The organism is Mycobacterium simiae, assembly GCF_010727605.1.
GTDB classification, from domain to species: Bacteria; Actinomycetota; Actinomycetes; order Mycobacteriales; family Mycobacteriaceae; genus Mycobacterium; species Mycobacterium simiae.
Window position 1 is genome coordinate 4,996,110 of the sequence record NZ_AP022568.1, and the last position, 21,885, is coordinate 5,017,994.

17 protein-coding genes are annotated in these 21,885 nt (G+C 66.7%); 5 read left to right on the top strand and 12 right to left on the bottom strand.

Going from position 1 to position 21,885, the window contains the following annotated elements; all coding sequences use genetic code 11:
- Window positions 1–32 precede the first annotated feature (32 nt).
- From G6N33_RS23335 to G6N33_RS23345, 3 genes are all read left to right on the top strand, one after another.
- Window positions 33–800: a 3'(2'),5'-bisphosphate nucleotidase CysQ gene (locus tag G6N33_RS23335; protein WP_044511934.1), complete on the top strand. Its 768-nt coding sequence runs from the start codon at window positions 33–35 to the stop codon at window positions 798–800.
- A 237-nt stretch (window positions 801–1,037) separates the two neighbouring features.
- A complete protein-coding gene (gene mshC, locus G6N33_RS23340) occupies window positions 1,038–2,282 on the top strand; it encodes a cysteine--1-D-myo-inosityl 2-amino-2-deoxy-alpha-D-glucopyranoside ligase (protein ID WP_044511933.1) in 1,245 nt (414 codons plus the stop codon).
- A 25-nt stretch (window positions 2,283–2,307) separates the two neighbouring features.
- Window positions 2,308–3,189: an SDR family oxidoreductase gene (locus G6N33_RS23345; protein ID WP_044506455.1), complete on the top strand. Its 882-nt coding sequence runs from the start codon at window positions 2,308–2,310 to the stop codon at window positions 3,187–3,189.
- A 13-nt stretch (window positions 3,190–3,202) separates the two neighbouring features.
- Here the strand turns inward: G6N33_RS23345 and G6N33_RS23350 are convergent, their stop codons facing one another.
- Both G6N33_RS23350 and G6N33_RS23355 read right to left on the bottom strand, forming a co-directional pair.
- A complete protein-coding gene (locus G6N33_RS23350) occupies window positions 3,203–4,732 on the bottom strand; it encodes an amino acid permease (protein WP_232069446.1) in 1,530 nt (509 codons plus the stop codon).
- A complete protein-coding gene (locus G6N33_RS23355; protein WP_408632744.1) occupies window positions 4,729–5,640 on the bottom strand; it encodes a PAC2 family protein in 912 nt (303 codons plus the stop codon). The genes G6N33_RS23350 and G6N33_RS23355 overlap by 4 nt, the downstream gene beginning before the upstream one ends.
- Window positions 5,641–6,014: 374 nt before the next feature.
- Between G6N33_RS23355 and metH the strand changes: the two genes are divergently transcribed.
- A complete protein-coding gene (gene metH, locus G6N33_RS23360; protein ID WP_044506451.1) occupies window positions 6,015–9,782 on the top strand; it encodes a methionine synthase in 3,768 nt (1,255 codons plus the stop codon).
- Between the two features lie 80 nt (window positions 9,783–9,862).
- Window positions 9,863–10,147: a hypothetical protein gene (locus tag G6N33_RS23365; RefSeq protein WP_044506450.1), complete on the top strand. Its 285-nt coding sequence runs from the start codon at window positions 9,863–9,865 to the stop codon at window positions 10,145–10,147.
- Here G6N33_RS23365 and malQ read toward each other — a convergent pair whose 3' ends face one another.
- From malQ to G6N33_RS23415, 10 genes are all read right to left on the bottom strand, one after another.
- The gene (gene malQ, locus G6N33_RS23370; protein WP_044506449.1) at window positions 10,148–12,115 is read right to left on the bottom strand and encodes a 4-alpha-glucanotransferase; all 1,968 of its coding nucleotides are present in this window, start codon (window positions 12,113–12,115) and stop codon (window positions 10,148–10,150) included. It abuts the gene before it with no gap.
- A 66-nt stretch (window positions 12,116–12,181) separates the two neighbouring features.
- Entirely contained in the window at window positions 12,182–13,081 is a 900-nt protein-coding gene (locus tag G6N33_RS23375) for a class I SAM-dependent methyltransferase (RefSeq protein WP_044506447.1), read from the bottom strand.
- A gap of 88 nt (window positions 13,082–13,169) precedes the next feature.
- Window positions 13,170–13,937 carry a mannan-binding family protein gene (locus tag G6N33_RS23380; RefSeq protein ID WP_101528504.1) on the bottom strand — a complete coding sequence of 256 codons (768 nt, stop codon included), beginning with the start codon at window positions 13,935–13,937 and terminating at the stop codon, window positions 13,170–13,172.
- On the bottom strand, window positions 13,934–14,647 hold the full coding sequence (locus tag G6N33_RS23385; protein ID WP_231382418.1) for a DUF3329 domain-containing protein: 714 nt from the start codon (window positions 14,645–14,647) through the stop codon (window positions 13,934–13,936). Before G6N33_RS23385 ends, G6N33_RS23380 begins: the two co-directional genes overlap by 4 nt.
- A gap of 32 nt (window positions 14,648–14,679) precedes the next feature.
- Window positions 14,680–15,930, bottom strand: a complete 1,251-nt coding sequence (locus G6N33_RS23390) for an MlaD family protein (RefSeq protein ID WP_044506444.1) — start codon at window positions 15,928–15,930, stop codon at window positions 14,680–14,682.
- A complete protein-coding gene (locus G6N33_RS23395; protein ID WP_044506442.1) occupies window positions 15,927–17,138 on the bottom strand; it encodes an MCE family protein in 1,212 nt (403 codons plus the stop codon). The genes G6N33_RS23390 and G6N33_RS23395 overlap by 4 nt, the downstream gene beginning before the upstream one ends.
- Window positions 17,135–18,256 carry an MCE family protein gene (locus G6N33_RS23400; protein WP_101528505.1) on the bottom strand — a complete coding sequence of 374 codons (1,122 nt, stop codon included), beginning with the start codon at window positions 18,254–18,256 and terminating at the stop codon, window positions 17,135–17,137. The genes G6N33_RS23395 and G6N33_RS23400 overlap by 4 nt, the downstream gene beginning before the upstream one ends.
- Window positions 18,253–19,281, bottom strand: a complete 1,029-nt coding sequence (locus G6N33_RS23405) for an MlaD family protein (protein WP_044506436.1) — start codon at window positions 19,279–19,281, stop codon at window positions 18,253–18,255. The genes G6N33_RS23400 and G6N33_RS23405 overlap by 4 nt, the downstream gene beginning before the upstream one ends.
- On the bottom strand, window positions 19,274–20,329 hold the full coding sequence (locus G6N33_RS23410) for an MlaD family protein (RefSeq protein WP_044506435.1): 1,056 nt from the start codon (window positions 20,327–20,329) through the stop codon (window positions 19,274–19,276). The genes G6N33_RS23405 and G6N33_RS23410 overlap by 8 nt, the downstream gene beginning before the upstream one ends.
- Window positions 20,326–21,813, bottom strand: a complete 1,488-nt coding sequence (locus G6N33_RS23415) for an MlaD family protein (protein WP_231382651.1) — start codon at window positions 21,811–21,813, stop codon at window positions 20,326–20,328. The genes G6N33_RS23410 and G6N33_RS23415 overlap by 4 nt, the downstream gene beginning before the upstream one ends.
- Window positions 21,814–21,885: the final 72 nt, after the last annotated feature.

Genomic DNA, 21,885 nt, shown 5'->3' on the forward strand with positions numbered 1-21,885 from the left:
ATACTGAACCGGTGACCTCGGCAGCCAATGAGATGACCGATGCCGCGCTGGCCGCCGATCTCGCCGCCGACGCGGGGGAGTTACTGCTGAAGGTCCGGGAGGAGATCGGCTTCGATCATCCCTGGATGCTGGGCGACGCCGGCGACAGCCTGGCCAACGAGCTGATCCTGCGCCGGCTGCGGGCCGAGCGGCCAAACGACGCGGTGCTCAGCGAGGAGGCCCACGACGATCTGAAGCGCCTCGAGCACGACCGGGTGTGGATCATCGATCCGGTCGACGGCACCCGGGAATTCTCCACTCCCGGGCGCGACGACTGGGCGGTCCACATCGCGCTGTGGCAGCGTCCCGCCGACGGCCGACGCGAAATCACCGATGCCGCAGTCTCGTTGCCCGCTCGGGGCAACATCGTGTATCGCAGTGACACTGTGACCGCCAGCCGCGCGCGGGTCGGTGTGCCGCACACGCTGCGCATCGCGGTCAGCGCCACCCGGCCGCCGGCGGTGTTGCACCGGATGCGCCAGCAGCTGGCGATTCAGCCGGTGGCGATCGGTTCGGCCGGTGCCAAGGCGATGGCCATCATCGACGGCGACGTCGATGCCTACCTGCATGCCGGGGGGCAGTGGGAATGGGATTCAGCGGCGCCGGCCGGAGTGGTGATGGCCGCGGGCATGCATGCGTCGCGCCTGGACGGCTCGCCGATGCGCTACAACCAGCTCGACCCCTACCTGCCCGACTTCGTGATGTGTCGCGCCGAGGTGGCCCCGATTCTGCTCGACGCCATCCGCGACGCCTGGCGCTGATTGCCCGGTTCCTCGGCGGCCCACTGCGTGGGCCGCTTCGTCACCGCGCCTAGCCCGATTGCCCGGTTCCTCGGCGGCCCACTGCGTGGGCCGTTTCGTCACCGCGCCTAGCCCGATTGCCCGGTTCCTCGGCGGCCCACTGCGTGGGCCGTTTCGTCACCGCGCCTAGCCCGATTGCCCGGTTCCTCGGCGGCCCACTGCGTGGGCCGTTTCGTCACCGCGCCTAAAGTCGACAGCATGCAGTCGTGGTCTCCGGCTCCGGTTCCCGAAGTGCCCGGACGTGGTCCGGAGCTGCGGCTGTTCGACACGTCCGATCGCCAGGTCCGTCCGGTGGCGGCCGGGTCGACGGCGAGCATGTATGTCTGCGGGATCACCCCTTACGACGCCACGCATTTGGGTCACGCCGCCACCTATCTGGCGTTCGACCTGATTCATCGGCTCTGGCTGGACCTCGGCCACGAGGTGCACTATGTGCAGAACGTCACCGACGTCGACGACCCGCTGTTCGAGCGGGCCGCTCGGGACGGCGTTGACTGGCGCGAGCTGGGTGATCGCGAGGTCGCGCTGTTCCGCGAGGACATGGCCGCGCTGCGGGTGCTGCCGCCGCGCGAATACGTCGGCGCGACCGAGGCGATTCCCGAAGTGGTGGAGCTCGTCGAAAAGATGCTGGCGTCGGGGGCGGCCTACGTCGTCGACCAGGAGACGGGCGGGTATCCCGACGTCTACTATCGCGCCGATGCCACGCCGCAGTTTGGCTACGAGTCGGGCTACGACCGCGACACCATGCTGCGGCTGTTCGCCGAGCGGGGCGGCGACCCGGATCGCGCGGGTAAAACCGACCAGCTCGACGCGCTGCTATGGAAAGCGGCACGTCCCGGCGAGCCCAGCTGGCCATCCCCATTCGGTGACGGTCGGCCCGGCTGGCACGTCGAATGCGCGGCCATCGCGCTCAGCCGCATCGGCAGCGGCCTCGACATTCAGGGTGGCGGCCGCGACCTGGTTTTCCCGCATCACGAATTCACCGCTGCGCATGCCGAATGCGTCAGGGGGGAAAGACGATTCGCGCGCCACTATGTGCACGCCGGGATGATCGGCTGGGACGGGCACAAGATGTCGAAGAGCCGCGGGAACCTGGTGCTCGTGTCGGCGTTGCGCGCGCAGGGCGTGCCGCCGTCGGCCGTTCGGCTGGGTCTGCTGGCCGGTCACTACCGCGCCGACCGGTCGTGGAGTCAGGAGTTGCTGGACGAGTCCGTCGCCCGGCTGCACCGTTGGCGCGCGGCGACGACGCTGCCCGCCGGCCCGGACGCCACCGACGTGATCTCCCGGCTGCGGAAATACCTGGCAGACGACCTCGATACGCCCAAAGCAATTGCGGCACTTGATGGTTGGGCCACCGACGCGCTCGAGTACGGTGGTCACGACGCGGCCGCGCCGACGCTGGTGGCCACCGCGATCGACGCGTTGCTCGGGGTGGACCTGTAATCGTCGCGGCGGTACGTTGACGGCCATGACATCGCTGCAGGGCAAGGTCGTCTTCATCACTGGCGGTGCGCGGGGAATCGGTGCGGAGGTCGCCCGCCGGCTGCGTCGTCGGGGCGCCGAACTGGTGTTGACCGACCTCGACCGAGGTGCACTGGACACCCTGGCTGCCGAACTCGGCGGCGACGAGCACGTGCTGACCGCCGTGGCCGACGTGCGCGATCTGCCCGCCCTGCAGGGGGTCGCTGACCGCGCCGTGGAACGGTTCGGCGGCATCGACGTCGTCGTGGCGAACGCCGGCATCTCCAGTTACGGTTCGGTGCTGCAGGTCGACCCCGAGGCGTTCAAGCGCGTCCTGGACGTCAACCTGCTCGGCGTTTTCTACACCGTGCGGGCGACGTTGCCTGCGCTGATCGACCGGCGCGGCTACCTGTTGATCGTCTCGTCGCTGGCGGCGTTCGCGGCCGCACCCGGCATGGCGCCCTACGACATGTCCAAGGCCGGCGACGAGCACCTGGCGCATGCGCTGCGCCTGGAGATCGCGCATCGTGGCGTCGACATCGGCGTGGCCCACATGTCCTGGATCGACACCGCGCTGGTACGCGACACCGAGACCGATCTTCCCTCGTTCGCCGACCTACTTCGCAAGCTGCCCTGGCCGCTGAACAAGACGACGTCGGTGGACGCGTGCGCGACCGCCTTCGTCAAGGGCATCGAGGCCCGCAAGGACCGCATCTACTGCCCCGGGTGGGTGGTCGCGTTCCGCTGGCTCAAGCCGGTGCTGTCCACCCGTCTCGGCGAACTAGCCGCGCGCAAAACGGCCGCCAAGGTGATGCCGCAAATCGACGCTGAGGTTGCCGCGCTGGGCCGGTCCACCAGCACCTACAACGAGGGATTACGCGAGGTCTAACGGCTGCCGCGCGTCATTGAGATCCCTTCTCCGGCAGCGGGCGTCGCGTCGGCGGGTTCGCGACCGTCGGGTAGGGGCCGGTGTGACCGATGCGTTCCCGCGCGGCGGCCAGCACGCGACTGCGCACGACGAACCAGCCGCCCAATAACGCCGGCACGATGACGATCAACGACGCGACGGTCCAGGTGCCGATCGGTTCGTCGAACGCCATCAGCACCAGAATGGCGACCAAGAACACCAACGTCAGGTAGCCGCTGTACGGGGTGAACGGCATCCGGAATTGTGGTCGTTTCAATACGCCGGCCTTGGTCAGCTTCACGAAACGCAGCTGGCACAACACGATCGTGGCCCACGACGCGATGATGCCCAGCGCGGCGATGTTGAGTACGATCTCGAACGCTTCCCCGGGATTGAACGCATTGAGCCCGATCCCGAACAGGCAGATGACGGCGGTCATCGCGATACCGCCGTAGGGCACACCGTTTTTCGTCATGTGTGCGGCGAACTTGGGCCCGCTGCCACTGACCGCCAGTGAGTGCATCACCCGTCCGGTCGAATAGAGCCCGGCGTTCAGGCTCGACAGCGCGGCGGTGAGCACCACGATGTTCATCAGGTCGCCGGCGCCGTGAAAACCGATCTTGGAGAAGAACGTCACGAACGGGCTTTCGCCGGCCTTGTAGGCGGTGTAGGGCAGCAGCACCGCCAGCAGCGCGACCGAGCCGACATAGAAGACCGCGATACGCACGATCACCGAGTTGATGGCCCGCGGCATGATCTTTTCCGGTTCGGCCGTCTCGCCGGCGGCGGTGCCCACCAATTCGACCGCGGCATAAGCAAACACCACACCCGAGGCAACCACCAGCAGCGGTAGCGCGCCCGACGGGAACAGCCCCCCGTTGCCGTCCCACACCCCGGGACCGGTGTCGTGACCGTCGATTTTGAAGCGCCCGGCCACAAACACGATCCCGACGATCAGGAAGGCGACCAGCGCGAAAACCTTGATCAGCGCCGCCCAGAACTCGAGTTCGCCGAACCATTCCACGGAGATCAAGTTCATCGATAACACGACCACCAGGGCGATCAACGCGAGCAGCCACTGCGGGACGGCGCCGAACGCCGTCCAATGGTGCAAATAGGTGGCGATCGCGGTGGTGTCCACGATCGAAGTCATCGCCCAGTTCAAGAAGTACATCCAGCCGACGATGAAAGCTGCTCTTTCACCGAAGAATTCGCGCGCATAGGACACGAACGAGCCCGACGACGGCCGGTGCAGCACCAATTCGCCCAACGCCCGCAGCATCAGGAACACGAAGATGCCGCACACCCCGTACACCAGGAACAGCCCGGGTCCGGCTTTGACCAGCCGGCCGCCGGCGCCGAGGAACAGGCCGGTGCCGATGGCCCCACCAATCGCGATCATCTGCAATTGGCGCGGTTTGAGGCCCTTGTGGTAGCCAGCATCCTCGTTGAGGTCGCCCGAGTTGGCGGCTTCCGACGAACGCGAGCCGGGCCCGGGTGAACCGGGCGCGGCGGGACGGCTCACCGCCCGAATCCCGGGCGGCGGCGACGCAGATAACGCTCGAATTCCGCGGCCAGGGCATCGCCGTCGATCTTGCCCAAGGCGTCGTTGACGTCGATCTCGGCGTCGCCCCGTTGTTCCAGGGACTGGACGTACTCGGCCAGGTCCTCGTCCTCCCCGGCCATCTCGGTGACCGCCTGCTCCCATTCTTCGGCCTGGGCCGGCAGGTCGGCCAACGGAACCTCGATGTCCAGCACATCCTCGACGCGGCGCAGCAGCGCCACCGTCGCCTTCGGGTTCGGTGGTTGCGACACGTAGTGCGGTACCGCGGCCCAGAACGTCACCGCCGGGATCCCGGCGGCCACGCAGGCGTCCTGGAACACCCCGGCGATCCCGGTCGGTCCCTCGTATCGCGTCTCCTGGAGCCCAAACCGTTTCGCCGACTCGGGGGAGTAGGCCGCCCCGGACACCGGCACCGGCCGAGTGTGTGGTGTGTCGGCCAGCAGGGCGCCGAGGATCACCACCGTGTCGACATTGAGCTTGTCGGCGATCGCCACCAGTTCGGCGCAGAACGTCCGCCATCGCATGTTCGGTTCGACGCCATGCATCAGCACGATGTCCCGGTCGCTGCCGGGCGGTCGGCAGTAGGTGATGCGCATCGCCGGCCACACCAGTTCCCGGGTCACGCCGTCGACCTGACGGATTACCGGGCGGTTCACTTGGTAGTCGTAGTACGCCTCGTCGTCGATCTCGACGATCGGATGGGCCTCCCAGATGGCGTCCAGGTGCTCCAGCGCATCACTGGCGGCGTCCCCGGCGTCATTCCAGCCTTCAAACGCTGCCACGACGATCGTGTTGTGGAGGTCGGGCAGCGCTGCGGCTTCCGGGCCACGATCCGGCCTACCATCCGGCCTACCATGCGGCACTGTCACAGAATCAGCCTAAAGCCTGCCGGACGACGACGACCCCCGACCGCATCGCACCAGGGCATTTGCATAGGACGACTATGCTTATGGCGTGACTGTTACAAGTCGACATGACCACATCACCGACATGCACGAGCCGAAATACCGTCGGCCGCACACTGGTTAACCTTGGTAATCAAGACATGTCCGACAAGGTCCGTGAGCCGGCGTACGAGGGCGCTGCGGTCGCCGAGCGGATCGAGTCGGGATGGGCGTCCGGACGTCGGGTGACGACGTAGACTTTCCACCGTCGAGAGGCGTTGCAACGGTTCGCCGGTTTCCTCCGGTGTCCGCCACGCTCGGCAGAGTCAAGGACGCCTTCCGCTACGGAAGGAACGTACGTGAACGCCGCTGTGAACGCGCTAGAGCCGAATATCCGTCCGGACTGCACCGACGAACTGACGGCAGCGCTGTGCCAGCGAATCGTGGTAATCGACGGCGCGATGGGCACCGCGATCCAGCGGGACCGGCCCGATGAGGCCGGCTATCGAGGCGAACGGTTCAAGGACTGGCCCAGCGATGTGGTGGGCAACAACGACCTGCTCAACCTGACACAGCCGCACATCATCGAGGGGATTCATCGCGAGTACCTCGAAGCGGGCGCCGACATCCTGGAGACCAACACGTTCAACGCGAACGCGATCTCGCTCTCCGATTACGGCATGCAGGAGCTGAGCTACGAACTGAACTACACCGGCGCCACGCTCGCCCGCCGGGCCTGCGACGAGTTCAGCACCCCGGAAAAACCCCGCTACGTCGCCGGAGCGCTGGGGCCGACGACGCGGACCGCGTCGATTTCGCCGGACGTCAATGATCCCGGAGCCCGCAATGTCACCTACGACCAACTGGTCGCCGCCTACCTCGAAGCCGCCAGCGGCCTGGTCGACGGTGGGGCCGACCTGCTCATCGTCGAGACGATCTTCGACACCCTCAACGCCAAGGCCGCCGTGTTCGCGATCGAGACGTTGTTCGAGGAGCGCGGCCGCCGCTGGCCGGTGATCATCTCCGGCACCATCACCGACGCTTCCGGGCGGACACTTTCCGGGCAGGTCACCGAGGCCTTCTGGAACTCGATTCGACATGCCAAGCCGCTCGCGGTCGGCCTGAACTGCGCGCTGGGCGCGCCGGAGATGCGGCCCTACATCGCCGAGATGTCTCGGATCGCGGATACGTTCGTTTCCTGCTACCCGAACGCGGGCCTACCCAATGCCTTCGGCGAGTACGACGAGTTCCCGACCCGCCAGGCCGGCTATGTCGCCGAGTTCGCCGACGCCGGCTTCGTCAACCTCGTCGGCGGGTGTTGCGGAACGACGCCGGCGCACATCGCCGAGATCGCTAAGGCCGTTGCGGGCAAGCCGCCGCGCCAGGTGCCGGAGATCCCGGTGGCCACCCGCCTGTCGGGCCTGGAGTCGCTCAACATCGACGACAACTCCCTGTTCGTGAACATCGGTGAGCGCACCAACATCACCGGTTCGGCCCGGTTCCGCAACCTGATCAAGGCCGAGGACTACGACACCGCGCTGTCGGTCGCCCTGCAGCAGGTCGAGGTCGGCGCGCAGGTCATCGACATCAACATGGACGAGGGCATGATCGACGGCGTCGCCGCGATGGACCGGTTCACCAAGCTGATCGCGGCCGAGCCCGACATCAGCCGTGTCCCGGTGATGATCGACTCCTCCAAATGGGAAGTCATCGAGGCCGGCCTGAAGAACGTGCAGGGCAAGCCGATCGTCAACTCGATCTCCATGAAGGAGGGCGAGGAAAAGTTCGTCCGCGAGGCGCGGCTGTGCCGCAAATACGGCGCCGCCGTGGTCGTGATGGCATTCGACGAGCAGGGCCAGGCCGACAACCTGGAGCGCCGCAAAGAAATCTGCGGTCGCGCCTACCGGATCCTGACCGAAGAGGTCGGGTTTCCGCCCGAGGACATCATCTTCGACCCGAACTGCTTCGCGCTGGCGACCGGCATCGAGGAGCACGCCACCTACGGCATCGACTTCATCGAGGCGTGCGCGTGGATCAAGGAGAACCTGCCCGGGGTGCACATCTCCGGCGGCATCTCGAACGTGTCGTTCTCGTTCCGCGGCAACAACCCCGTCCGCGAGGCGATTCACGCGGTGTTCCTGTTCCACGCCATCAAGGCCGGCCTGGACATGGGCATCGTCAACGCCGGTGCGCTGGTGCCCTACGACTCGATCGACCCGGAGCTGCGGGACCGCATCGAGGACGTGGTGCTGAACCGGCGCGAGGACGCGGCCGAACGGTTGCTGGAGATCGCCGAACGGTTCAACCAGTCCGGGCAAGGCGCCGGAAAAGACGGAGACCCGCAGGCGGCCGAGTGGCGCGGCCTGCCGGTCCGCGAGCGGATCACGCACGCTTTGGTCAAGGGCATCGACGCGCACGTCGACGAAGACACCGAGGAGTTGCGCGCCGAGATCGCCGCCGCGGGCGGCCGGCCGATCGAGGTGATCGAGGGCCCGCTGATGGACGGCATGAACGTCGTCGGCGACCTGTTCGGCTCCGGCAAGATGTTCCTGCCCCAGGTGGTGAAGTCGGCCCGGGTGATGAAGAAAGCCGTCGCGTACCTGCTGCCGTTCATCGAGGCGGAGAAGGAGCAGAACGGGACGGCCGCCTCGAAGGACACCAACGGCACCATCGTGATGGCGACGGTGAAGGGCGACGTCCATGACATCGGCAAGAACATCGTCGGGGTTGTCCTGCAGTGCAACAACTTTGAGGTGATCGACCTCGGCGTGATGGTGCCGGCCCAGAAGATCCTGGACGCGGCGAAGGAGCACGACGCCGACATCATCGGGCTGTCCGGGCTGATCACCCCGTCGCTGGACGAGATGTCTAACTTCGCCGTCGAGATGGAACGCGAGGGGCTGCAGATCCCGCTGCTGATTGGCGGTGCAACCACCTCGCGCGCCCACACGGCCGTGAAGATATCGCCGCGTCGCAGCGGTCCGGTGGTGTGGGTCAAGGACGCGTCCCGTTCGGTGCCGGTCGCCGCCGCGCTGCTCGACGACAAGCAGCGGCCGGCCTTGCTGGAGGCCACCGAGAAGGACTACGCGTCGCTGCGCGAACGGCACGCGCAGAAGAACGAGCGGCCGATGCTGACGCTGGAGAAGGCCCGCGCGAACCGGACGCCGATCGACTGGGACGGCTACACGCCGCCGGTGCCCGCGCAGGGGCTCGGCGTGCGGGAATTCTCCCACTACGACCTGGAAGAGCTGCGCGAGTACATCGACTGGCAGCCGTTCTTCAACGCCTGGGAGATGAAGGGACGCTTCCCGGACATTCTGAACAACCCCGCCACCGGTGAGGCGGCGCGCAAGCTCTACGACGACGCCCAGGAGATGCTCGACACCCTGATCAAGGAGAAGTGGCTGACTGCCAACGCGGTGATCGGGTTCTTCCCGGCCAACGCCGTCGGCCCGGGCTGTGAAGACATCGAGGTCTATACCGACGACACCCGTACCGAGGTGCTGACCACGCTGCACAACCTGCGTCAGCAGGGCGAGCACCGCGAGGGGATCCCGAACCGGTCGCTGGGTGACTTCATCGCGCCCAAGGAGACCGGCCTGGCCGACTACGTCGGTGCCTTCGCCGTCACCGCCGGCCTGGGGAGTCAGGAAAAGATCGCGGAGTTCAAGGCGGCCCTCGACGACTACAGCGCGATCCTGCTGGAGTCGGTGGCCGACCGGCTGGCCGAGGCGTTCGCCGAACGGATGCACGAACGGGTCCGCAAGGAGTTTTGGGGATATCAGCCGCAGGAGCACTTGGACAACGAGGCGCTCATCGGGGAGAAGTACGTCGGAATCCGCCCGGCTCCCGGCTACCCCGCCTGCCCGGAGCACACCGAGAAGGTGACGCTGTGGAAGCTGATGGACGTCAAGGAGCGCACCGGTATCGAGCTCACCGAGTCGATGGCGATGTGGCCCGGTGCCGCCGTCAGCGGCTGGTACTTCTCGCATCCGCAGTCGCAGTACTTCGTGGTTGGCCGGCTGGCCCAGGACCAGGTTGCCGATTATGCCAAGCGTAAGGGCTGGACCCTGGCCGAAGCCGAGCGCTGGCTTGCCCCCAACCTCGGCTACAACCCGGAGGACTGACAGCCCGGCGCCGTGGTTAGCCGTCCCGAGATCGCGGCCCCCGAACGGCTAGACTCGGTAGGCATTCTGGGGAGGGTGTCATGCTTGAGGCAGAGGTGAGTCGGATCGCCGTTTTCGCGGTCGAGGCTGTCAATGTCACGGCGCTGCGTGTCCGGCGCATCGTCGGGCTGCTGCACACGGCGGCCGGCCGCGCCAAGCGCGAAGCCGCCGACTTAGCCTGGGATTACCACGAATTGGCGGGGCGCGTGCGCTGGTCGGCGCGGCGCAGCAGCGTGGTGACCGATGACGGCGGCGCCGCCACCGAACACAGCGAGCACATCGCCGAGGTGATCTCCATTGACCTGCGTCGGCGGCAGGCCAACTGATCAACCGCTCGCCCGGAAGATGGCGGTGATCTCGGCGACTCGCGGGTCGGTGCGCAGTCCTTCCAGCGTTGTCGGCAGCGGCAGCCGCCAATTCGGATACTCGTCGATGGTGCCGGGCAGATTCGGCTGTCGCGGCTCGGCCAGGACGTCGTAAGGCGAGATCAGTTTCAGCCGACTGGGAGTCGACGCCAAGAAGCGGTGCATCGCGGTAATGACGGCGGCCTCGTCGGGATCGGGCGGTAATAGCCCTTCGGAACGCAACAAGTCCAGCCACTCCGCTCTTTGCGCGTCGGCCGAAGCTTTCTCGGCGGGCACGTCGTCGAGCAGGCCCAACTGCGCGCGCACCCGCACGTGTTCGCCGCGCAGGAATCCGGCCGCCGTGGGCAGGTCGTGTGTGGACAGGCTGGCGGCCGCTCGCGCGGGCCAGTTGGCGGCGGGCAGCAACGGCTCGTCGGGTGCTGACTCGTCGCGGGTGAACCAGGACACCGCGCAACCCAGCATGCCGTTGTCGCCCAAGGCTTTTGTGACCTCGGGCTCGACGGTGCCCAAGTCTTCACCGACCACGGTCGCGTTGGCTCGGTGTGCTTCCAGCGCCAGCACCGCGAGCATGACGTCGGCGTCGTAATGTACATAGGTGCCCCGGTCTGGACTGTCGCCGGGCGGGATCCACCACAGGCGCCACAGGCCGGCGACGTGGTCGATGCGCAACCCATCGGCATGAGCGAAGTTGGCGCGCAGCATTTCTCGCAACGCCGCGTATCCGGTGTCGGCGAGGCGGTCGGGCCGCCAGGGCGGTAGTCCCCAGTCCTGGCCGCGCGGGGTGAAATTGTCGGGCGGCGCACCGACATGGACCCCGGCGGCCAGCACATCGGCCAGCGCCCACGCGTCGGCTCCGTCGGCGTCGACGCCCACCGGCAGGTCGTGCAGGATGCCGAGCGGCATACCGGCGTCGCGGGCCGCATCGCGCACAGCGCCGAGCTGCCGGGCGCACTGCTGCTGCACCCACGCGTGGAATGCGATTCTCGGCGCCAGCTCCGCGCGGGCCTCAATCACGGCTTCGCCGTTGACCTTTCGTAACGGTGTCGGCCATCGCGACCAGCGACCGCCATGTCGCTCGGCCAGGGCGCAGTAGGTAGCCCAGTCGCGCAGGCTCCGGGTCGAGGATGAATCGTCCACCGGGCAGGGGCGGCCGTCCTGCCGCCACAGCACTTCCAGTGCCGCTCGCTTCGCGGCCCAGACGAGGTCGTGGTCGATTCGATCGGTGTCCGGCGCGACGCGTAGCGCGTCCACTTCCGCGCGGGTCGCGGGGTCGGCCCGGCGGTAGGCGTCGACGTCCTCGATGTGCAGCGCCAGCGGGTTGGCGAATCGTCTGCTGGACGGCGTGTAGGGCGAGGGCTGCACCGGGTGGGTCGGGCCGGGCGCGTTGAGCGGGTTGAGCAATATCGCACCCGCGCCGTGCTCGCCCGCGGTCCAACGCAAGAATTCGCGTAGGTCGCCCAAATCCCCGATGCCCCACGACTGTCCGGAGCGCAGCGCGTACAGCTGCAGCATCCATCCCCAGGTGGCCGACGGCTGCGGTACCTGACGGGGGGCCGACACCAGGGTGACTTCCTGGCCGTCGCGGGTATGCAGCCGATACCAGCCAGGTGACAGATCCGCGGGCAGCTCGTCGCGCAGTTCGCGCTCGGCGCCATCCTCACCGACCAATCCCACGACGCCGGGAAACGGCCGCGGCCGGCCGTCCAGCCGAGTAGCCACCGTCGGCGCCAGCACAGCGTCCCGGTCGGCCAACTTGGCCAACTCGTCGCGGCGCTCGGCTTCGGTGGCGGCCGGGACTTCGAGCAGAGTCAGCACCTTGACCACGACGTCGGCGTCGACCTCTACCGGCTCACGCCGTTCGTTGCGGTAAAAGGTCGCCACCCCATGGGCTTTGGCGAGTCGACGGAGGTCCTCGGATACTGGCTTCACGGTCGGGGTGTACCCGCGGCGCCTGTTGTTACACCGGCGCGTTCGGCGCCGACGGCCCGACCGGCGTTAGCGCAGCACCGCGGTCAGGTAGCCCGACGCGTCGCCAAATGACGCAAGCTCGTCCTGCGGTACCTGAAAACCGTTGGCCGCGTATGCCTGTTCGGTGTTCGTGATGTCGACCTGCCAGCCATGCGTGGTGAGGTATTCCCCGGGGGTGTTGCGGTCGCCGGTGTAGAACAACTCGGCGAGATTGATATTGGAGCCGATGCGCCGCGACCGTTCGGTCAGCCGCTGCGCCCAATCCGCCGGAATGCTGCGGAAATCCAGGTGTTCGCAGGCGATGCGGCTCCCCGGCGCCGACAGCGCGGTGACGTTGTCGAACAAGCGGTCCTGGGCCTCCGGCGGCAGGTACACCAGCAATCCCTCGGCGCTCCACGCGGTGGGCTGATGCGGGTCGAACTCGGCCCCGACCAGGGCGGCGGGCCAGTCGTCGCGCAGATCGATCGCGACGGTGCGGCGCTGTGCGGGCGGCTGGGCGCCCAGGTCGGCCAGGGTGCGGGTTTTGAAGTCGATTACGCCGGGTTGGTCTATCTCGTAGACGACGGTCTCCGCCGGCCACGGCAACCGGTAGGCCCGGGTGTCCAGACCCGACGCCAGGATGACCGCCTGGCGGATACCCGCCTCGGCGGCGTGCACAAAGAAGTCATCGAAGAACCGAGTGCGCACGGTGATCTGCTCGTTCATCGCCTGCCGGTTCAATACCGGGTCCTCGTTGTCGCCCAGTTCGCCGTCGATCAGCTTGACGAAGGTGTCGATCCCCACCGCCCGCACCAGGGGATCGGCCCACGGGTCATTGAGCAGCCGATCCGGTCCCTGGGACGCCATGGCGCGCGAGGCCGCGACCGCGGTTGCGGTCGCACCCACGCTGGATGCCAGATCCCAGGTGTCGTTGTCGGTGCGCGCCATGCCATCGTCCTTTCGCCACGCTGCCGCGTTAGTTAGGTCAATTAATTACCCTCACCCACTGTACGCGGCGCTCGGGGTGGCCTCGGGCCTACAGGCGCAGCACGGAACCGAGGGCCGAGAGCGGGATGTGCGCCTGCACGGCGCCGCCGTCCATGAACCACTGCGGCAGCCCGGGCGAGAAGTTGATGGGCTCGTCGTGGGCGACGGGGTAGTCCGGCATGTAGAGGATCAACTCGTCGGGAGTCAGGGCCCACGCCTTGTACGCCCCGGAGTACACCTTGTCCGGGGTCCAGCGGTCCACCAGGAACGGGTAGGTCCCCGGATCGTGTGGCGGTGGCGCCTGATCGAGGGCGGTTTGGATGAACGGCTGGGCCAGTGGGGGGATCGCGGTCAGCGGGTTCGACGTCGTCAGATCCGCCAGCCGGACCCGCTTGCCGCTGGCCATATCGAAGGTGAAGGTGCGGTAGGCGTTGTTGGGTTGCGGACCGTCGGCGTGGTAGTCCTCGTGGAAGACCGCGCTGAGCAGATTGCCGTGCCGGAAGACCTGATAGTTCTCCTCGCCGTAGCTGTCGGCGGCCATGTGCGCGTTGGCGGTGCGCCAGTTGTTTACCAGGGTGCGCAGATAGTCGCGCACCACGGTGCCGGTGGTCGGGTCGTCGATAAGCTCGGCGGGCAACGCGACCTTGATGTCGCGGACGGCGTTGCGTTCCGAGGTCACCGTGGTGTGGCAGTATTGCCCGTCCCAGTCGCCACCGAGCTCGCCACAGAACGACGGCGCCGACGCGTGCGCGAGGACTGCGCTGGGAAGTGTTGCGGTGACGGCTAATACGATCGTCGCCAAGAGCCGGGGCATCACAGCAACTGCACCTTGCTTGCCCGCCAGCGGCCGTCGACCAGCTCCATGGTCATCTTGATCCGGCTGCGGTCGATGCGCGGGTCAGGCGCCTGGCTATTGGTTACGGTCTGATCGATAAAGACAAGCACCACAACCTTATTCGTGGATTCCGATTGGATTGCCGAGTCCACCACCACCCCGTGGGCGGTGGCCTTGTTGTCGATCAGCAATTGGCGCAGTTGCACGCTGGATTGGGTGTACATGTCTTTGAACTCGCCGGTCGCGCCATCGAGCACCTGGCGGAAATTCTCGTCGACCTTGTTGGAATCGATGCTGGTGAGTACCTGCGCGTAGGCGATCGCGGCTTGCTGGGCCTGGCGCCCCGCCTCTTTCACGCGATGTTGTTGCCACTGTTGCCAACCGAGGAATCCGTTGACGGCGAGGGAGGCAGCCAGCAGCAGCGGAAGCAGGCTGCGGCGCAGGTACCGGCCCCATGGCCGGTTACGCAGGCTCGTCTTTTTCTTCTCGCTGCGGCCGAACGGAATATCGTCATCGTCGGTGGCGTCCTCGTTCGTGGCGTCCTCGGTGCCGGCGGCGTCCACCGATTCGGCGGCCCCCTCGGCGTCCTGGTTGTCGGCGCCGCCGGTTTCGTCGACATCTTCGGGTTCGGCATCTGCGCGCGGCGCTTCTGGCATTTCGGCCTCGCCAACTTCCTGGGATGTAGCGGTCACGGTGTTTTCCTCGTTCCGACCATACGGTGGTCTTAGTGCGGCGGTTCGATCGGCAGCGGCGGTCCGCCGTAGGGAGTGGGAATCGTCAACCGGCCCTTGGGTGTTGGATCGGTCCGGCGACCGAGGTCCGCCCCCGGCGGTGGTCCGGCCGTGTCGTCGCCGGCGGGACGGGGCGCGTTCTTGGCGCCACGGATCGAGACGGCAGGGTCGTCGTCGCGGCAGTAGGTGTACAGGAACGGCTCGTAGTAGTCGGCGGCCGACGGTGCATGCGCGGGCGTTCCGTAGTCGCAGACGTAGCGGGGGTAGAGGTCGGCGATCGCCCAGACGCCGTGGTCGTGGAAGGCGCTCGCCACCGCATCCAGCACCGACCCGCGATAGTCGGGAAACAGCGCATTGAGCGCCGGTACCCGCAGGTAGAGCAGCTGCGACAGGGTGGCCATGCTGCCCAGCAGCTGGACCATGGTGTCGGAATTGTCGGAGAATAAGTTGTCGATCGCCGCCAAGGTACGCGGCGTCTGCGCGGTCAGCCGCCGGTAACCGGCCTGCATCCGGGCGATGCCGGACAGGGTGTGGTCGAGTTCGGTTGCGGTGGCTGCTAAACCGGCGTTCTTGTCGGTCGCCAGGGTCAGGACCACCCGGCTGGTTTTGATGATGCTGGTGGTCTCGGGGAGCACCGAATCGAGCGTCGACAACAGGAAGGTGCCGCCGTCCACGATCGAGGCCAACTTGCTCGGGCCCTCCTTGCCCAGGCTTAACTCCTTCTTGATCAGCTCGATCTTGCGGGGATCGACCTGGGAGAGCAGGCCGTCGGCGTCACCGAGCAACCGCGCCAAGCTGACCGGCACGGTAGCGTGGTCCAGACCGATGCGGCTGCCGTCGTGGAGGTACGGCCCGGCGTCGGAGTCGGCTTCGAAGTTGATGTACTGCTCGCCCGCGGGCGACAGCGCCGACACGTGCACGACGCTGTTGGCCGGGATGCGGACCTGCGAAGTGATGTTGGCGATCGCGTTGACCCCGGTAGGGGTGATCTGCAACGACTCCACACGACCGATACGCACGCCGCGCAACGCGACATCCTGATTGGGGAGTAGCCCGCCGGAATCGGGCAGCTGCACGGTGACCCGGTACGACGAGGCGAACGGAGTCACCCGCAGGGCGCCGATCAACAGATACGCGGAGCCGACCACCAGGGTCAGCACCAGGCCGGCCACTGACAGCCAAACCTGTTGGCGATGAGCGGCCCGCACCGCTCGGACCACCGCGCTGGCGATGTCGTCGATCATGGCGGTCCCGGCACTGGGCCCGGCGGCGGAGGGCCGGGGGCGACGTCGATTTGCCCCGGGATGTCCGGGTCCGGAATGACCGGAACCTGCGGCGAGTTGGGTCCGCGGCCGACCACACGCTCTTGTAGCCGCCATAGCGTGTACTTCAACGTGCCGACGAGCAGATTCACGTTGTAGTGGTGGGGTCCGTGCAGCCCGATGTCACCGGGGTATCCGATGTCGGGAAGGGACCCCAAGATCAGCTTATCGACGCCGACATGCACCGAAATAGCGCTTCCTGCAGTCGATTTCACTAACGGGGGAATCAGCCGGTTCACGGCGTAGAAGCTGGTGTCCGGGCTGATCACGACATCGTTGGCGGCACCGGCGATCGTGTTCAGGTCCCGGATCAGGCTGCGCCCGCTGGTGTCGGTACCCCCGATCGACGGGAACCTGGCCAGCAGCCGGGCGGTGGCGCCGGCCTGCACCGCCAGGTTGGCCAGCTCGGTGCTGTTGTCGGCCAGCGTCGCGGTGGCGGGCCGGGCCGCCGTCATCAGTTCGGCGATGGTGGTGTCCTTGGCGTCGAGTTGGTCTGACAGCCGGGACAATTGGGCCAACGCACCCGAGATCTGGTCCGAGCGGCTGTCGAGCGTGCCGACCAGTTGATTGGATTTGCGAATCAGCTCGCCGAAGGCCTGGCCCTGGTCGCCGGTGGCCTTGCCGAATCCGTTGATGATGTTGGTGAAGTTACGGACGGCGCCGCCGTTGACCAAGACCGCCGCCGAGCTCAGCACCGACTCGACGGTCGCCGCCGCCGCGGTCGAGTCCAGGCCGATGGTGTCGCCGTCGTGCAGGACCGGCATGTCGGCGGGATCGTCGGCGGGTGGCTTCAAGGCCACGAACACGTCACCGAGGGGTGTGGCGGTGCGTAATTCGGCGGTGCTGCCACGCGGCAGCAGCACACCGTCGCGGATCCGCAGCGTGGTGACCGCGGTGTAGTTGCGGGCGCGCATCGATTCGACCTGTCCCACGTCGGCGCCGGCGAGTTTGACCTTCGCGTTCATCGGAAGGTTGAGCGCGTTGGCGAACACCGCGGTCAAGGCGTACCCGCCCGAGCCCAGGCCGGGCGCCGGAAGAGGCAGGCTGGCAAGGCCGTTGGTGGCGCATCCCGACGTGATCAGCGTGGCGGCCGCCATGGCCAGCACAGCCCGGGCGTGGCCGGTGATCATTTCTGCCCCATTGCGGCCATGCCGTCCAGCACATAGGTCAAGCCGAAGTCGGGGCCGAAGTCCTGGATTGTGCCGGTGCTGCAGCCGAGTTGGCGCAGACCCATCAAGTTGCAGATTTCCTTCGTGTACTGGCTGTCGAAGAGCAATCGGTCGGTCAGGAAGCGTGCCCGCACGGCCCCGTTGGCGCGGTCGATCATGTTGTAGGCGTTGTCGGCCAGCATCGGCGCCACGTCCAGCAGCTCGGCGAGGTCGCGGCGCTGGTCGGTGACCACCTGCAACAGGCTGTTGCCGTGGCCGACGGACTGCTTGATGGCGTCGCGATTGGCGTCCAGCAGCTCACCGGCACGCTGGATCAGCTGGTCGAGCTTGCGGCCGGTGCTGCCACCGCCGATGTCCTCGTCGGCCATGATCTGGCTGACTTGGTGGATGGTGGAGGCGAATTCACGCAGCTTGGCGTCATTGGCGGCGATCGCGTCGAACAACGTGCTGACGTTCTTGACGATCGTGGTGATCTGCTCACGCGTCGCCGCGCCGCTGTCGCTGGACAGGCGCAGCGCCTTGGACAGCTCGTCGAGCGCCGATTTGATCCGCTCCCCGTTGCCCGCCACCACCTTGGTGCCGTTGTTGAGCACGTCGGCGACCGGGCCGCCGCCGTGGCCGTCGCCCTCGAGCGACTTAGTCACCTTGTCGAGAACGTCGAGCACGCGGCTGAATTCGACGGGCGTCTTGGTGCGCGCTAGCCCGATGGTGTCGTGGTCTTGCAGCACCGGACCGCCGCGGTATGGCGGTGTGAGTTCGATCTGTCGGTCGGTGAGGATGGACGTGGAGACGGTGACGGCCTGCGCGGTGGCGGGAATCTTGACGTGCCGGTCGACGGTGAACTCGACCTCGACGTAGGGGCCCTTTGCGGTGATCTTGGTGATCTTGCCCACCGGCATTCCCAGTACCGCCACCACGTTTCCCTCGTAAAGTCCTGAGGCGCTGTCGAATTGGGCCGTCACGGAGATCACCTCCGGTCCGGAACCCAGGTACCACCAGCTGGCGCCGAGTACCGTCGCCAGCACCGCCACGGCCGCGCCGAAGGCCAGCACTTTGGACCGGATCCGTGGCGCCCTCATTGGCAGTCCTTGAAGTACTGGATCATGCCGAACTGCTTGGCGCGCCCACTGATCGCGCACATCCAGGAGTCGATGAGTGGGACGTTGCTGGCGTTGAAGTTCACCGCGTTGCCGTCGCCGGTGAGGTTGGCCGCCTCACGGAAGAAAATAGGACTGATCTGCAGCAGGTTGGCCAGCAGGTCATCGTGTTGGGCCATCATGGCGGTGAAGTCCCGCATGTCGTTGATCAGCGAGTCCAGGCCGGCGCGGTCGTTGACGACGATCTGACCCATCGTGTCGACCAAGTTGGTCAGCGATTGCATCATGGCGTGGAACACGACGCGCCGCGCGACGAACTGGCCCAACAGGTCCTGTCCCTGGTTGATGAGATTGCCGACGCCGGCCTGTTGGCGGCGCAGCGTGTTGGTCACCCGTTCGGTGCTGACCAGCAGCTGGCCCAATTGGTCGCGGCGAACCGCGATGATGGACGACAGCGAGGCAATGTTGTCCATCGCTTGCGGCACCACCGCCGGCAGGCCTTCGAGCTGCTTGCCCAGCACCGCCAGCGATTGCGCGAACCGGTCGGAGTCGACCTGTTCGAACGTCGTCGTGGCATCCTGCAATGCCGACTGCAGGTCGTAGGGGACGTCGGTGTGCGACAGATCAAAGGTGTTGTGCGGCAGGCTAGCCGGGCCGTTGGGTTGCAGCGACAGGTAGCGTGATCCCAGGATGGTGGCGACCTTGATCTCGGCCCGCGAGTCCTTGCCCAGCACGATGTCGTCGCGAATCTTCAGGCCCGCCTCGACGTGATCGCCGTCGAGCTTCATGCTGCTGACCTCGCCCACCGGAATGCCCGCGACCACCACCGGGTTTCCCGGGCGCAGCGAAGCCGCCTGCAGGAATTCCGCGGTGTAGTGGCGGTATCCGGCCCCGAGGGTGTGCACCGCCAGCATGGCTCCGATCACCACTGCCACCGCGACGACGGCGATGAACCCGAGCCACGTCTTGTTGTAGCTTTCCAGCGGGCGCCTCTTCGAATCAGCCACCGGCGGTACTCCTGCATCGCGGTGTGTGCCAAGTCTTGTTGCCCGGGGTGGCGGCGGCGACGATGATCGGGACGACGTCATTGAGGCCGGGGAAGAAGCCCAGGAAGTTCACGTCGCACACGTAGGCGTTGCCGTAGGCGCCGCCGTTGCCCACTCGGACAAGCCCTTTCAACAGCAGCGGGATGTTGTCGCCGAAGAATGCCACCTGCGGCTCGACGTCCATCAGGTGCCTACCCACGCCGGGTTTACGGTCGATGAATTCGCGCAGCGCGGGATAGACGCCGGTGGCCGAGGTCGAAAGCCGGCCCATCACCCGGGACAATGCGCCCACCGAGGACACCAGCTCGGGACGCCGTCGGTCGAGCTGATCGATCACCGCACGCGTTTGGGTGATGACCCCATCGAGATTCTCGTTCTGTCGAGCAAGGTTGCCGACCACCTTGTTGAGGTCGGTGATGACATTACCCAGCGCCTGGTCTCTGCCGGCGAACGTCTCGGTGAGCGTTGATGTTTGGCTGATCAGCGTCGCCAAGGACGTGGTGTCGCCCTGCAGTGACGCAATGATGCCCTTGGTGAGATTGTCGGCATCCTGCGGGTTGAGCAGGCTGAACAGCGGCTCGTAGCCGTTGAGTAGTGCCGTAACGTCAAAGGATGGTTCGGTGCGTGCCAGCGGCAGGGTGCTGCCCGGCGGCAGCACGCTTTGACTGCCTTCTGGGCCCAGCGACAAGCCGAGGTATCGCTGCCCGACGATGTTCTGGTAGGTCACCGAGGCGATGGTGTTGCCGTACAGGTGCTGATCGGTTTGCACCAGGAACGCGACGCGCGCCAGCTTCCCGTCCAGCTCGACGCTTTCCACGCGGCCGACCCGCACGCCGGCCATCCGAACGTCATCGCCTTCGCGCAGCCCGTAGACATCGGTGAACAGCGCCGAATACTTGGCGGTGTCGCCGGCGACGTCGCGGCGTAGGCTCACGTACACCAGCCAGGTGAGCGTCAACGCGGCGACCATGAACAAGATGAGGCCGATCAGCGGCGCCCGAAATCTCATTTCGTTTCTCCCACAGCGGGTTTCGGTTCCTGCTTTAGGGAAACGGTGGTACCGCGGGCGACCGGACCCAGCAACAGGGCGGTGGCGTCGTTGGCGGGCTGGCCGGTAATCACCGTCAACATGTTTCGTTCGTATTGACTGCCGACGGGTCCCACGTTGCCGCCGAAGGTGCCCCGGTACGACGATTGCGGTATCCAGGGGGCTTTCGGCGCCACCGGCGGCACCCACGGTGCGTTCGGTGCCGGAGTTGCGGGGGCCCCCGGCGATGGGTTGTCGGGGTTCGCACTGCCCGGCACCGGCGGCGACGGTGTGATCCCAGGTGCCAGTGGGGGATTGGGATCGGTCAGGTTCGGGTTCGGGTTGATCAGCGGCGGACCGACCGCGACCAGGTTTCCGTTCGGCCCGATGACGGTTCCCGGGGGCGGCGCGAGATCCTTGGGTGGCTGGTAGTTCTGCGGCAGCAGCACTTCCGGCAAGTCCGGCCGCACCGGGATCAGCGGTGCGGTGAAGCAGCTAGGCCCCTTCAGCTCGCCGTAGTGCGGGCAGTCCGCGCGGGTGTAGGTGGAGCTGGGGGTGAAGGTCAGCATGGCCCGCATGTTGCCGACGTCTTGTCCCGGCACCCAGACCTCGTCCATGAACCGGTTGGCCAGGTTGTCCAGTTTGGTGACGGCGGGCACGAAGTTGTTGGACTTGATCGCCAGGACGCCGAGCACCGGGGTGAAATCGGTGGTGATCCTGATCAGCTGATCGATGTGATGGTCGAACGACGTCCGCGTCGTGTTCAGCGTGTAGTCGGCACCAGACAATAGCGATACCAACTGTTCTCGCGTCTCGGCGAAGGTCTGCATCGGTTCGACCGCCTGATGCAAGGCGTCCAGAAGATCGGGTGCGGTCTGTGCCAGGCCGCTTGCGGCGTCGATCAGCGCGGACAGAGTCGACGGGCCGGTGTCGGTGCCGACGATCGAATTAAGCCGATCCAGAAGGCGATTCAGTTGAGCTCCGGCGGTTAGCAGCGCGCCGCGCCGGTGATCGGTGGCGGCGCCGAGCGCGGCTAGGACGCCCAAGGATCGGTCGTCGCGTCCCCGTCCGACGGCGGCTAGCAAGTCGCGCAGCTTGCTGACGGTCGTCTGGAACAACACGGTCGGGAGCCGGGTGTCTTCCGGAATGTGGGCGCCCGCCTTGATCGGCGAACCGGAACCGCCGGCACCGTTGCCCACCAGTTGCACCGACGACACGGCGAACACATTGCTAGGCACCACCCGTGCGGTGACCGAGGCCGGAATCGATTGGGCGTATTCGCCTTTGAGATTGATGTGGACGTGGTTGGGTTGGCCGTAGGAGGCGGGGACGACGTCGTCGACCATCCCGACGAGCACGCCGTGATACTTGACGTCGGATTTCTGCGGCAGGCCGTCGCCGACGTTGACCAGATCGGCGACCACCCGCACGTAGTCGTTGAGCCGGCCGGTGGACTTGGCCACCATCGCGACGGTCAGCAGGGACGCGACCACCAGCACCGCCACTCCGATGGCGAGCAGTTGCCGGTTCGAGGGCCC

Excerpts from the sequence above, each read along its gene's own strand:
- G6N33_RS23335 (WP_044511934.1), top strand. The coding sequence starts at position 33 with ATGACCGATGCCGCGCTGGCCGCCGATCTCGCCGCCGACGCGGGGGAG.
- mshC (WP_044511933.1), top strand. The coding sequence starts at position 1,038 with ATGCAGTCGTGGTCTCCGGCTCCGGTTCCCGAAGTGCCCGGACGTGGT.
- G6N33_RS23345 (WP_044506455.1), top strand. The coding sequence starts at position 2,308 with ATGACATCGCTGCAGGGCAAGGTCGTCTTCATCACTGGCGGTGCGCGG.
- G6N33_RS23365 (WP_044506450.1), top strand. The coding sequence starts at position 9,863 with ATGCTTGAGGCAGAGGTGAGTCGGATCGCCGTTTTCGCGGTCGAGGCT.
- G6N33_RS23375 (WP_044506447.1), bottom strand. The coding sequence starts at position 13,081 with ATGGCGCGCACCGACAACGACACCTGGGATCTGGCATCCAGCGTGGGT.
- G6N33_RS23390 (WP_044506444.1), bottom strand. The coding sequence starts at position 15,930 with ATGATCGACGACATCGCCAGCGCGGTGGTCCGAGCGGTGCGGGCCGCT.
- G6N33_RS23395 (WP_044506442.1), bottom strand. The coding sequence starts at position 17,138 with ATGATCACCGGCCACGCCCGGGCTGTGCTGGCCATGGCGGCCGCCACG.
- G6N33_RS23400 (WP_101528505.1), bottom strand. The coding sequence starts at position 18,256 with ATGAGGGCGCCACGGATCCGGTCCAAAGTGCTGGCCTTCGGCGCGGCC.
- G6N33_RS23410 (WP_044506435.1), bottom strand. The coding sequence starts at position 20,329 with ATGAGATTTCGGGCGCCGCTGATCGGCCTCATCTTGTTCATGGTCGCC.
- G6N33_RS23415 (WP_231382651.1), bottom strand. The coding sequence starts at position 21,813 with ATGGTGGCCAAGTCCACCGGCCGGCTCAACGACTACGTGCGGGTGGTC.